This window comes from Rhodanobacter sp. OK091, from assembly GCF_900142825.1.
In the GTDB taxonomy this organism is placed as follows: Bacteria; Pseudomonadota; Gammaproteobacteria; order Xanthomonadales; family Rhodanobacteraceae; genus Rhodanobacter.
On record NZ_FRCH01000001.1, the window covers coordinates 2,001,175 to 2,013,436 of the forward strand.

Below are 12,262 nucleotides of genomic sequence, written 5' to 3' on the forward strand. Positions count from 1 at the left end.
TTGATACGTGGCGCGATTATTCACGCCACTCCGTTTGGTCCTTCACGCGACGTTTGCGACCGGCAGTCCCGCAACCGCCTGAATTGCCAATACGTATCCAGTCGTTGCAGGCAACTCAGATGTCCAGATTGGCGACCTTCAGCGCGTTCGCCTCGATGAAATCGCGGCGCGGTTCGACTGCCTCGCCCATCAACATGGAGAACATCTGGTCGGCCGCGATCGCATCTTCGATGCCCACTTGAAGCATGCGGCGGGTTTCCGGATTCACCGTGGTATCCCACAACTGTTCCGGGTTCATTTCGCCGAGGCCCTTGAAGCGCTGGATGCTACGGCCCTTCTTGGCTTCCTCCAGCAACCAGTTGCGCGCCTCGACAAAACTGAGGACACCGCGCGAGGCATTGCCCCGGCGCGCCACCGCATCGGGCTGGATCATGCCGGCGATCTGCTGGCTGATCGCCAGGATCGGACGGTACTCGTTGCTGCTGAAGAACGGCTGCGGCAGGAACCAGGTGTGGCTGAGCCCGTGTTGTTCCTTCACCACTTCGATCGCGGCCGGCTGCTCGCCACTCGCCGGGCGCAGCAGCATCTTGTAGTGCGGCTTGCCCAGACCGCTGGCGGCCAGCCGCTGAGTGGCTGCATCCAGCCACGCCTGCATGACCGCTGAGTCCGCCCAGACCGCCGGCTCCAGCGGGGTGTGTTCGAGCAGCGAGTTCAACACCGCGGCATCGAAGCGATGCGACAGCTTGGCGATCTGATCCAGCGCGTGCTGATAGCTGCGCAGCAGCTTTTCGAGAGCCTCGCCGGTGATCGGCGGGGCATCTGGGCTATAGGTCAGCGCTGCGTTGTCGACGGCACTGGAAATCAGGTAATCGTTCAGCGCGGTATCGTCCTTGATGTACAGCTCCTGTTTGCCCTGCTTCACCTTGTACAGCGGCGGCAGGCCGATGTAGATGTGACCGCGCTCGATCAGCTCGGGCATCTGGCGATAGAAGAACGTCAGCAGCAAGGTGCGGATATGCGAGCCGTCGACGTCCGCGTCAGTCATCAGGATGATGCGGTGGTAGCGCAGCTTGTCCGGGTTGTACTCATCCTTGCCGATGCCTGTGCCCAGCGCGGTGATCAGCGTGCCGACCTCGGCCGAGGCCAGCATGCGGTCGAAACGCGCCTTCTCCACGTTGAGTATCTTGCCCTTCAGCGGCAGCACGGCCTGGGTCTTGCGGTTGCGGCCTTGCTTGGCCGAACCGCCGGCGGAATCACCCTCGACCAGAAACAGTTCGCACAGCGCCGGATCCTTCTCTTGGCAATCGGCCAGCTTGCCGGGTAGACCGGCGATATCCAGCGCGCCTTTGCGGCGAGTCATTTCGCGCGCCTTGCGCGCGGCCTCGCGCGCACGTGCGGCGTCGACCACCTTGGAGGCGATCGCCTTGGCCTCGTTCGGATGTTCCAGCAGGAACTCGCCGAGCTTCTCGTTGACGACCTGCTCGACCACCGTCTTGACCTCGGACGAGACCAGCTTGTCCTTGGTCTGCGAGGAGAACTTCGGATCGGGCACCTTGACCGACAACACAGCGATCATGCCTTCGCGCATGTCGTCGCCGGACAGTGCGACCTTGGCGGTCTTGGCCAAGCCGGACTTCTCGATATAGCTCTGCAACGAACGGGTCAATGCCGCGCGGAAACCGGTGAGATGGGTGCCGCCGTCGCGCTGCGGGATGTTGTTGGTGAAGCAGTACATCGATTCCTGGTAGGAGTCGGTCCACTGCATCGCCACCTCCACCGTGATGCCATCCTGCTCCGCGGTCAGGCTGATCACGTTCGGATGCAGGGCGGTCTTCAGCTGGGCCAGGTGCTGCACGAACGAGCGAATGCCGCCTTCGTAGGCGAACGTGTCGTGCCGGCCTTCACCACGTTCGTCGTACAGATCGATGGTGACGCCCGAATTGAGGAAGGCCAGTTCACGCAGGCGCTTGGCCAGGATGTCGTAATGGAATTCGATATTGCTGGTGAACGTTGCCGGGCTCGGCAGGAAGCGCACCAGGGTCCCGCGTTTACTCGACGGGCCCACCACTTTCAGCGGATACAGCGGCTCACCGAGCGCGTATTCCTGCTGGTGTTCCTGGCCGCCGCTGTAGATCGTCAGCCACAAATGGTCGCTGAGCGCGTTCACCACCGACACGCCCACACCGTGCAGGCCGCCGGAAACCTTGTACGAGTTGGCGTCGAACTTGCCGCCGGCGTGCAGCACGGTCATCACCACTTCGGCGGCAGAGCGGCCCTCTTCCGGATGGATGTCCACCGGGATGCCGCGGCCGTTATCGCTGACACTGACCGAGCCATCGTCGAGGATGGTGACCACCACCGTGTCGCAATAACCGGCCAGCGCCTCATCGATCGCGTTGTCGACAACTTCAAACACCATGTGATGCAGGCCGGTGCCGTCATCGGTATCGCCGATGTACATGCCGGGGCGCTTGCGTACCGCCTCCAGGCCTTTCAGGACCTTGATGTTGCTGGAGTCGTAGTGCGATTCGTTCGTGGATTCGTTCATGCGTTGACCGTTTCCTGGCGCCAGCGACCCCGCCCGACACGGCGCCGTGAAAGGCCGGACAAGGGTTATGCAATCTTGGGGTGAAACAACCCTTCGATTATAGCAGGCGCGCGAGCCGGCCCTGTTCCACGTGGAACACGAGGGAATTGATCGACCGCAGCGCCTCCGGCAGTTCGGTGCCGGTCAGCAGTACCTGCGCGTTCGCCACAGTCAATTGCGCGACCACGGCAGCTTGATGGGGTTGATCCAATTCGGACGCGAGGTCGTCCAGGCATACGATCGGCCACTCGCCCCGGTGCTCGGCATACAGTTCGGCCTGCGCCAACATGCATGCCAGCGCGGTGAGCTTCTCCTGGCCACGCGAAAGGTGTTCGCGCAAAGGCGCCCGTTCAAACGCAATCGACCAGTCAGCACGATGCGCGCCCAAGGTCGTGTGGCCCCGAGCCAAGTCCCTGCCCCGTTGCTCGCGCAGCTGTTCGGCTAGATCCTGCTCTTCAGACCAACCGCGGCGGTAACGCAGATCCAGCACGCCGAGTTCTGGCAGTAGGCCGGCCACGCTGGCCAGCAGCTTCGGCCGCAATAGATCCAGATACGCGCGACGTTGCCGGTCGATCTGATGCGCCGATTGCGCCAGCTCCGACTCCCACGGGGCGAACTCGGCGTCGGTGGCTGTCGATGCGGAGCGCAACAAGCTGTTTCGTTGTTTCAACGCGCGTTGATAGCGGCGCCAGCACGACAGAAAGTCATGTTCCACGTGAAACACACCCCAATCGAGATAGCGTCGGCGCTCTTCGGCTGCGCCCGCGATCAGCGCATGCGAACCCGGCTCGAAGCAGACCACGGCGCATTCGCGCACCAGCTGTCCGATCGCGACGTTCGCGCCATCCACTTTCGCTTCCCAGCGCACGCCTTCCCGGCCCAGACCTAGCCGACATACCCGTTCGTCGGCATGACGCAACTCGGCGAATACCGACAATTGCGATGCGCCCCGCTGCAATAGCGCCTCTTTCGCGCCGCTGCGAAACGAACGCGCATGCGATAGCAGGAAAACCGCTTCCAGCACGCTGGTCTTGCCGGCGCCGTTCGCGCCCACGAAAACATTGATACCGGGATCCGGCGCAATGCTCACGTCGGTGAGGCAGCGCAGGCCACGCATCCGCAATTGCTCGAGTTTCATCGGTCGACCGCCCACAAACAGGAACGCCGGAGTCCCTGAAGAGAACTCCGGCGTTGCCGGTTGCCGCCGTATATGGGCGAGACCATGCGGTGTGCGTCAGAGCCGCAACGGCATGATCACATGGCGGGCATGCTCGTTATCGTGTTCCTGCACCAGGCAGCTGGACTGGGCGTCGCGCAGGCTGAGTCGCGCCTTGTCGCCCCGCAGAGCCGCCAGCGCATCGAGCAGATAGCCTACGTTGAAGCCCACCGCCAGATCGGACACATGCGTTTCGGCTTCGACTTCCTCGACCGCTTCTTCCTGCTCCGGGTTATGCGCCACGATGCGTAGCTTGCCCGGTGATAGTTCCAGCCGCACACCGCGGTATTTCTCGTTCGAGAGGATCGCAGCGCGCTGCAATGCCCCGCGCAACACTTCGCGATCCAGCGTGGCGCTCTTGTCCGCGCCCAGTGGAATGACCGCCTCGTAATCCGGGAAACGGCCGTCAATCAGTTTTGACGTGAACACTACGTCGCCGCGGCGTACACGCAAGTGGTTGCGGCCAAACTCCAGCTCGACCTGGCCATCGCCGGTTTCCAACAGTCCGATCAGTTCGTTGACACCTTTGCGCGGAATGATGATCTGGCGGCGCGTGCTGACCGAACTCTGCAGCTCGGTTTCCTTCATCGCCAGCCGATGGCCGTCGGTGGCTACGCAGCGCAACGTGTGCTCCTGCAGATCCAGCAGCATGCCGTTCAAGTAGTAGCGCACGTCCTGGTTCGCCATCGCGAACGCAGTGCGTTCCATCAGATCACGCAGTGCTTCTTCGGGCAGGCTGACTTTTTCCACCAGTTCGATTTCGTCGACGGTGGGAAATTCGCTGGCCGGCAGCGTGGTCAGCGTGAAGCGGCTACGGCCCGCAGCGAGTGCCACACGGTCGCCGTTGAGCTTGAGATCAATCCGCGCGCCGTCAGGCAACGCCCGCACGATGTCGAACAGCTTGCGTGCCGGAATGGTGATTTCGCCATCAGAGAGCTTTTCGGCCTCGGTGGTGGCAACCATCTCCACTTCCAGGTCAGTACCGGTGAAAGAGAGTTTGCCGTCAGCCACCTTGACCAGCAGGTTGGCCAGTACGGGCAGCGTCTGGCGACGTTCAACCACGCCAACCACCTGCTGTAACGGCTTGAGCAGAGCTTCTCGTTGGATGCTGAATTGCATGGCTTTGCTTCCCCTATACCTGCTGTTCTGTCTTTAAAAGAAGTTTAGTGGTTGTTGTAGGCATTGTGGACAACTTTTATATCTCAATTATTTCTTAAAAATCAAAAACTTGAAACTTTATTTGGCTGTGCTCGCAGAGGCTGGCTGACTGTGCACCATTTGTGGATAACTTCAAACGTCAATCCATCCACCCATTATCCACAGCTTGGCTCTGCGCTTATCCATAATCTTTTGCGCATTTGCCGTTTCTGGGGACTCAACCCGTCAATGTGCGTATCAGTTGCTCCCAGTCCTGGCGCATCCGGGCGTCGGTTTCGACAAACTTCCGGATGGTCTTGCAAGCGTGCATCACGGTGGTGTGGTCGCGCCCGCCAAACGCCTCGCCGATCTCCGGCAGGCTGTGCTCGGTGAGCTCTTTCGACAGCGTCATCGCGATCTGACGGGGCCGCGCCAGTGAACGCACGCGGCGCTTGGACAGCAGATCCTGCAACCGCACGTTGAAATACTCAGCGGTGATCTTCTGGATGTTTGGAATGGTGATCGCCTGGGCATGCGTGGCCAGCAGGTCGCGCAGGGTTTCCTCGGCGAAATCAGTGGTGATCGGCTTGCCGTAGAAGTTCGCGCGGGCTGCCAGCGTATTCAATGCACCTTCGAGATCACGCACGTTGGAACGGATGCGCTTGGCCAGCAGCATCGCCACATTCTCATCGACCGCCACACCTTTCTCGTGTGCCTTGGCCAGCAGGATCGCCGCCCGCGTTTCGAAATCCGGCGGCTCGATCGCCACCGAGAGACCCCAGCCCAGGCGCGACTTCAGCCGTGGCTCGAGCTTGTCCACTTCCTTCGGATAGCGGTCGCAGGTAAGGATGATCTGCTGCTTGGATTCGAACAAGGCATTGAAAGTATGGAAGAATTCTTCCTGCGTCGTGTCCTTGCCGGCAAAGAACTGGATGTCGTCGATCAGCAGCGCATCGACCGAGCGGAAGCGCTGCTTGAACTGATCCATGCTCTTGGCGCGCAGCGCCTCGATCATCGAGCCGACGAACTGTTCCGAGCGCAGATACATCACCTTGAAGTCCGGATTGCGCTCAAGCATCAAGTTGCCGGCGGCATGCATCAGATGGGTCTTGCCCAGTCCGGTGCCGCCGTACAGCAGCAAGGGGTTGTAGGCCCGGCCCGGGTTCGTCGCCACCTGCATGGCCGCGGCCTTGCCCAACTGGTTCGACTTGCCCTCGACGAAAGTCTCGAAGGTGTAGTGCGGATCCAGGTTATGGTGGAAGACTGCTGCCGTTGGGGCGGCAGCCGTGGCTTTCGGCGCGGCCGCCGCTGGTTTGGCCGTGGCCGCTGCCCGGGTCGAGTTGGCCCGCGTCGAATTGGAGCCGACCTCCAGCCGTACCGGCCAGGGTTTTCCGATCAACAGCAGCAAAACCGCTTCGATCCGCGGCAAATAACGCTCGCGCACGGTATCCAAGGTGTAGGAATTGGGTGCGAACAGCTGCAGGCCGTCGGCATCGTCGCGCGCCTGCAGCGGCATCAGCCAAGTATGCAGGTCTTCGGCGCTCAAATCGCCTTCGAGGCGCTCAAGGCAGCGCCGCCACAGATCACTCATGAATAATTTCAGCCACAGCTTTGAAGCGCTAGCGCGCATGGAATGGACTAGTCTAGCAGCAGCCTCCGCGCCATCGCCGCCCACATATCCACACGGGTATCCACAGGTCGACGTCAGACGCCATTTGACAGCTGTGCCGAATACCCGACATACTTTCCAACCTTTTTATCCACATTCCCTTCGGAGTAAGCCATGAAGCGGACCTTCCAGCCCAGCAAGCTCAAGCGCGCCCGCACGCACGGTTTCCGTGCCCGTATGGCCACCGCCGACGGTCGCAAGATCCTCAATGCCCGTCGCGCCAAGGGCCGCAAGCGCCTGATCCCGTAAACACCGATCGAGCATCGGGGGCAGGAGTCATGTCTACCGCCGGGCTGCCGCGCGATGCGCGGCTACGTCGGCCAAGTGACTTCGCCGCCTTGCGGACAAGCAGCGGACGCGCAGGCGGCCGCTGTTTTCATATGCGTTATCGCGACAACGATCTAGGCCATGCGCGGCTCGGCCTGGCGATCTCCAAGCGCGTTTCCAAGCGCGCGGTCGAGCGAAACCGGATCAAACGGCTGCTGCGCGAATCGTTCCGCCGCGTTCGTCATCAATTGCCGCCGGTGGACTTGATGGTGATGGCGCGCGAACAGGCGGCTGGTGTGCCCGGTTCGCAATTGCTGGTCGAGATCGACGGGTTGTGGAAAAAGCTGCTCGCAAACCGCCCTGTAACGTCCGAACCATTGAAGCGGACTGACGACACCTCCACAATCGAGCGTTGACCCTTTCTTTTCTCTGTCTCCGCGGCGTTCAAAGTGTCGTGGCGTTACCTGGATTTGCTACGCGATGAATCAAACGCGCACCTTCCTCCTGTTCGCCCTGATGGCTGTGGCCTACCTGCTGTTCACCGCCTGGGAGAAGGACTACGCACCGCCCCCGCAGGTGACGACGACCAGTACCTCCAGCGCGTCCGCCTCGTCAGCCGATGGCAGTGTGCCGGGAGCGATCCCAGCCACCGCGAACTCGACAGCAACGCCCGCCGCGGCTGGGGCGATCGCCACCGACGTCACCCACGCGGGGCAGCCGCCGTCTCAGCTGATCAGCATTGACACCGACGTGCTGCACCTGAGTATCGATACTCGCGGCGGCAGCGTAGTGCATGCGGATCTGCTGGCTTATCCCAACGCACCGCGCACGCACAAGGCGCCGAATCCGCCGCCCACCGTGCTGCTGGCCAACGATGACGCGCACTACTTCGTGGCGCAGAGCGGCCTGGTCAGCAGCAGCGATACCGCGCCGCAGGACCAGCCCAATCATCTGGCTCAGTTCCAGAGCGCACAGACGGCTTACACGCTGGCCAATGGCCAGAACGAACTGAATGTCGAGCTGACCTGGCAGGATGCCGCAGGCCTCAAGGTCACCAAGACTTACAGTTTCAAGCGCGGCAGCTATGTGATCGGCGTGAGCCAGCGCATCGACAACGGCGCGGCGCAGGCCTGGCAGGGCAATGCCTACCAGCAGCTGCTGCGGGTCGAGCCGCCGCATACCGGCAACTGGCTGACCAACATGTCCAACCCGGAGTCGCGCAGCTTCCAGGGCGCCGCCTGGTACACCGGCGAGAAGTTCGAGAAGCTGTCGTTCGCGGATATCAAGAAAGACAAGAACCGGCTCGACAGCCAGATCAAGGGCGGCTGGGCCGCGATGCTGCGTCTGTACTTCGTCACCGCGTGGATTCCGCCGGCTGGCGAGACCGATCAATACACCACCCAGACGATCAACCCCGACAGCGCGCACCCACGTTACCTGATCCGTGCGGTCGGCCCCGCCTTGAGCGTGGCACCGGGCCAGAGCTTCACCAGCCAGTCGCACCTGTATCTCGGCCCGAACGTGCAGGGCACGCTGGACGCGGTCGCGCCGGGCCTCGACCTGACCATCGACTACGGCATGTTCAAGGTCATCGCCGTGCCGATGCACTGGGTGCTGTCGCAGTTCCACGCGATCAGCAAGAACTGGGGCCTCGCGATCATCCTGCTGGTGCTGCTGATCAAGGGTCTGACCTGGAAGCTGACGGCGGTGCAATACAAGTCCAGCGCGAAGATGCGCAAGCTGGCACCGCGGATCCAGGCGCTGAAGGAGCGTTACGGCGACGACAAGGTCAAAATGCAGCAGGCCACCATGGAGCTGTACAAGAAGGAGAAGGTCAACCCGATGGGCGGCTGCCTGCCGGTGCTGATCACCATGCCGGTGTTCTATGGCCTGTTCTACGTGCTGCAGTACAGCCTGGAACTGCGCCACGCCGCGTTCATGTGGATTCCCGACCTGAGCGCGCCCGACCCGTTCTACATCCTGCCGATTATCTATGCGGCGGTGATGCTGGGTACGCAGTGGCTCAACCCGGTCGCCGCCGGCATGGACCCGGCCCAGGCGAAGATGATGAAGGTGATGCCGCTGCTGTTCACGGTGATGTTTGCGTTCTTCCCCGCTGGCCTGTGTCTGTACTACGCGGTCAACGGACTGGTCGGTCTGGGCCAGCAGTGGTGGGTCACCCATCACGTCGATCGCGAGGAAGTGCTCAAGGCCGCTTGAGCGAGATCAGCTCGAATACAGAGCAACAGCCGCGATCGGGCAACCATCGCGGCTGTTTCGTTTAGAGTCCATGCTCATGACAGATCACCCCACCGACACGATTGCCGCGATTGCCAGTGCACCCGGTGCAGCCGGCGTTGGTGTGGTGCGTGTGTCCGGGCCAGCCGTACCGGCGATTGCGCAGAACCTGCTCGGCCGCAAGCCGAAAGCGCGCCACGCCCACTTCGCCGCGTTTCGCGATGCTGCCGGCGAGCTGATCGATCGCGGCCTGCTGCTGCATTTTCCGGCTCCCGCTTCGTATACGGGTGAACACGTGCTGGAGCTGCAAGGTCACGGCAGTGTGGTGCTGCTCGATCTGTTGCTGCGTCGCGTGTGCGAACTCGGTGCGCGGCTGGCGCGGCCCGGCGAATTTACCGAACGCGCCTTCCTCAACGGCAAGCTCGACCTCGCCCAGGCCGAAGCCGTCGCCGACCTGATCGCGGCGCGCTCGCAGGCCGGTGCCCGTGCGGCGCTGCAATCGATGGAAGGCGTGTTCTCGCGCAAGGTCGAAGCTTTGCTGCAGGCACTGATCGCGTTGCGCGTGCATATCGAGGCGGCCATCGATTTTCCCGAGGAGGAAATCGACTTCCTCGCCGACCCCGCGATCGGCCAGCAACTGCAAGCCGTGCGCACCGAACTGGCCGAGCTGCTGCGTGAGGCGCAGCGCGGGCTGCGCCTCAACGACGGCTTGCGTGTGGCGATCATCGGCCGTCCCAACGCCGGCAAGTCCAGCTTGTTGAATGCGCTGGCCGGCAGCGACCGCGCCATCGTCAATGCCGCCGCCGGCACCACCCGCGACGTATTGCGCGAAAGCCTCAGCCTCGATGGCATCGCACTGGAACTCGCGGACACCGCCGGCCTGCGCGAGACCGACGACGAGGTCGAACGCGAAGGCGTGCGCCGTGCCCATGGCGAACTGGCGCGCGCCGACGTAGCGCTGCTGGTGACCGATGCGCAGCACGTGCAAGACGACTTGTCGCTGCTCGCCGGACTGTCGACGAATGTCGAACGGCTGGTGCTGATCAACAAGATCGATCTCGATCACGCGAGCGCTCGTCACGAATCGCGTGACGGCATGATCTGGCTATGGGCATCCGTGAAAACCGGCGCCGGCCTGGACGCTTTGCGCGAACATCTCAAGCAGCTGGCAGGCGCCGGCGGCGGCGAGGGGAGCTTCAGTGCGCGCCGCCGCCACGTCATCGCGCTACAGCAAGTCGCCGCGCATCTCGATCGCACCGCTGCCGTACTCGCGACCAGCCGCGCCGGTGAACTCGCCGCCGAGGAACTTCGTCATGCCCAGCATGCACTCGGCGAAATCACCGGCAGCTACAGCAGCGACGATCTGCTCGGCGCCATCTTCGGCTCGTTCTGCATCGGCAAGTAGAAGTTCGTCCATCAAGCGCGATAGGCGTTCATGAAAATTATAAAATATAAGTAAATCAATATTTTAATATATCTCTTAGTCCATGATCGTCCATCGATGTGCGGAGGCTTCTCTAGTCTTTTGGGCTCACTATGGGGCACACTTGAGAGATTGGGCCCACAGCGAACGAGACGATCATGGCGTCGAAGAATATTTTCAGGGAAGAGAAGGATCGGGACGATGAGAATGCAGAAGGCCAAGAAAAGTCCAAGAGGCTCAACGTTGCGAGCTTAAGGAATGCCTACGGCAAGAAACGCGACAAGCGTGAAATCCTATGGGGTACCGATGGGCTCTACGCCGAAGTCCTTACTTCTGGAAGGATCACGTTCCGCTATAGGTACCGTCTACCTGGTACTGGCAAACGCGACAAGATCACTCTGGGCAGCTATCCCGCCTTGCCGCTTAAGGAGGCCTATAGGCTTCACGCAGAGAAACGGTCGGAGGTAGCGCTAGGCAAGTCGCCAGCTGAGGTGAAACGTGGTGTGAGGCTAGGATCTGCCCGCACATTCTCGGATCTGGCAGCGGATTGGGTCGAGAATGACCTTAAACCAGCGAACAAGAACTCCCTGCAGGACGAAACCTATCTTCGTAGAGACATTCTCCCCGTCATTGGGTCAATGGAGCTTACGGCCATCGACAAGGCGAGCCTTTGGCGGTGCATCGACCCCGTTCGATCAAGAGGGCATGGACAAGCGGCACGACGAGTGCAGAGCGTTCTCAAGAGAGTGTTCGACTACTGCGTGCGCCGGGGCAACGTCTCCAAGAATCCTGTTACCGGTATTGACCCTAGACACGTAGCACCAGCGCAAACGCGTGATCGCGTCCTTAGCCGAGAAGAAATTCCCGTCTGGCTACAAGCTGTCGAAACGAGCAGCTTGCCCCGTCCAATGAAGCTTGCTCTCAGGCTCTTGTTGCTCATCCCAGTAAGAAAGGGAGAGCTACTGGCCGCTCGTTGGACAGACATCAGCAATGGGGTGTGGGATATCCCCAAGGACAACAGCAAGAACGGAGCTCCGATCAGACACAAGTTGTCGGCGCAGGCCGTGGGCATTTTTAACGAACTTCATGAGCTCGCTGCAGGAAGTTGCTGGGTGCTTCCATCAAGCAGGGGATACGGCAAAATTCCTTTGTCGAAGTCTGGCATCAATACAGCGCTACGTAACATTACAGGGCTACCCAGCGGAGTGGTGATCCACGATCTAAGACGTACCGTCCGCACGCACTTGTCAGATCTTGGTGTGGCCACGAATGTTGCGGAGCTCTGTTTGAATCACAGACCGACAGGGATAAAAAAGGTCTATGACCGATCAGAGTTGCTTGATCAACGCTTCGCCGCGCTACTTAAGTGGGAAAGCTATCTACAAAGCTTGTCGACGAAACCCGCCTCGCCGGACAACGCAAGGGTAGTTCGTGAACTGGATACCCTACTTGAGAGAATTCGTGATGATGAATCTCTGCGTGCTTACGTGATCAAGAGATTGATGGCGACACCATAGGTGACAACCACTTACCACCCTGGAGGCATCCCAAGGCACGTAAACTGGGTGTGCATGAGACCGACAGCGCCCAGAAGTGGGAACGCTACCTCCAGACTCTGCTGCATGGAGGAGACGCTGACACCCATGCTCCCAAGATTCCGGCACAGTTTGGTGCGGTGCTCCAGCAGGTTCAGGCAGATCCTGCACTCAGACGATATCTGCTGAG

At 61.1% G+C, this 12,262-nt stretch carries 9 protein-coding genes; 5 read left to right on the forward strand and 4 right to left on the reverse strand.

Annotation, left to right across the window (positions count from 1 at the left end; translation table 11 throughout):
- Window positions 1–115: 115 nt before the first annotated feature.
- The 4 genes from gyrB to dnaA form a co-directional block, all read right to left on the reverse strand.
- Window positions 116–2,548 (reverse strand): DNA topoisomerase (ATP-hydrolyzing) subunit B, encoded by a 2,433-nt coding sequence (gene gyrB / locus BUA26_RS09015; protein WP_072759681.1) that lies wholly within the window; start codon window positions 2,546–2,548, stop codon window positions 116–118.
- A 97-nt stretch (window positions 2,549–2,645) separates the two neighbouring features.
- A complete protein-coding gene (gene recF, locus BUA26_RS09020) occupies window positions 2,646–3,725 on the reverse strand; it encodes a DNA replication/repair protein RecF (protein WP_072759683.1) in 1,080 nt (359 codons plus the stop codon).
- Window positions 3,726–3,821: 96 nt separating this feature from the next.
- A complete protein-coding gene (gene dnaN / locus BUA26_RS09025; protein WP_072759685.1) occupies window positions 3,822–4,922 on the reverse strand; it encodes a DNA polymerase III subunit beta in 1,101 nt (366 codons plus the stop codon).
- Window positions 4,923–5,178: 256 nt separating this feature from the next.
- Complete coding sequence (gene dnaA / locus BUA26_RS09030) at window positions 5,179–6,531, reverse strand: chromosomal replication initiator protein DnaA (protein ID WP_072759687.1); 1,353 nt, start codon at window positions 6,529–6,531, stop codon at window positions 5,179–5,181.
- A gap of 192 nt (window positions 6,532–6,723) precedes the next feature.
- Here dnaA and rpmH point away from each other — a divergent pair, with 192 nt between their 5' ends.
- The 5 genes from rpmH to BUA26_RS09055 all read left to right on the forward strand — a co-directional run bounded on the left by rpmH (window position 6,724) and on the right by BUA26_RS09055 (window position 12,054).
- Window positions 6,724–6,858, forward strand: a complete 135-nt coding sequence (gene rpmH / locus BUA26_RS09035; RefSeq protein WP_008211413.1) for a 50S ribosomal protein L34 — start codon at window positions 6,724–6,726, stop codon at window positions 6,856–6,858.
- A 29-nt stretch (window positions 6,859–6,887) separates the two neighbouring features.
- A complete protein-coding gene (rnpA, locus tag BUA26_RS09040; RefSeq protein WP_072759689.1) occupies window positions 6,888–7,292 on the forward strand; it encodes a ribonuclease P protein component in 405 nt (134 codons plus the stop codon).
- A 64-nt stretch (window positions 7,293–7,356) separates the two neighbouring features.
- On the forward strand, window positions 7,357–9,096 hold the full coding sequence (yidC, locus tag BUA26_RS09045; protein ID WP_072759691.1) for a membrane protein insertase YidC: 1,740 nt from the start codon (window positions 7,357–7,359) through the stop codon (window positions 9,094–9,096).
- Window positions 9,097–9,172: 76 nt separating this feature from the next.
- Entirely contained in the window at window positions 9,173–10,519 is a 1,347-nt protein-coding gene (gene mnmE, locus BUA26_RS09050) for a tRNA uridine-5-carboxymethylaminomethyl(34) synthesis GTPase MnmE (RefSeq protein WP_072759693.1), read from the forward strand.
- A gap of 176 nt (window positions 10,520–10,695) precedes the next feature.
- Complete coding sequence (locus BUA26_RS09055) at window positions 10,696–12,054, forward strand: tyrosine-type recombinase/integrase (RefSeq protein ID WP_072759695.1); 1,359 nt, start codon at window positions 10,696–10,698, stop codon at window positions 12,052–12,054.
- Window positions 12,055–12,262: the final 208 nt, after the last annotated feature.

What these genes read in the sequence shown, in the direction of transcription:
- gyrB (WP_072759681.1), bottom strand. Translation starts at nt 2,548, where the DNA reads ATGAACGAATCCACGAACGAATCGCACTACGACTCCAGCAACATCAAG.
- recF (WP_072759683.1), bottom strand. Translation starts at nt 3,725, where the DNA reads ATGAAACTCGAGCAATTGCGGATGCGTGGCCTGCGCTGCCTCACCGAC.
- dnaN (WP_072759685.1), bottom strand. Translation starts at nt 4,922, where the DNA reads ATGCAATTCAGCATCCAACGAGAAGCTCTGCTCAAGCCGTTACAGCAG.
- dnaA (WP_072759687.1), bottom strand. Translation starts at nt 6,531, where the DNA reads ATGAGTGATCTGTGGCGGCGCTGCCTTGAGCGCCTCGAAGGCGATTTG.
- rpmH (WP_008211413.1), top strand. Translation starts at nt 6,724, where the DNA reads ATGAAGCGGACCTTCCAGCCCAGCAAGCTCAAGCGCGCCCGCACGCAC.
- rnpA (WP_072759689.1), top strand. Translation starts at nt 6,888, where the DNA reads ATGTCTACCGCCGGGCTGCCGCGCGATGCGCGGCTACGTCGGCCAAGT.
- yidC (WP_072759691.1), top strand. Translation starts at nt 7,357, where the DNA reads ATGAATCAAACGCGCACCTTCCTCCTGTTCGCCCTGATGGCTGTGGCC.
- mnmE (WP_072759693.1), top strand. Translation starts at nt 9,173, where the DNA reads ATGACAGATCACCCCACCGACACGATTGCCGCGATTGCCAGTGCACCC.
- BUA26_RS09055 (WP_072759695.1), top strand. Translation starts at nt 10,696, where the DNA reads ATGGCGTCGAAGAATATTTTCAGGGAAGAGAAGGATCGGGACGATGAG.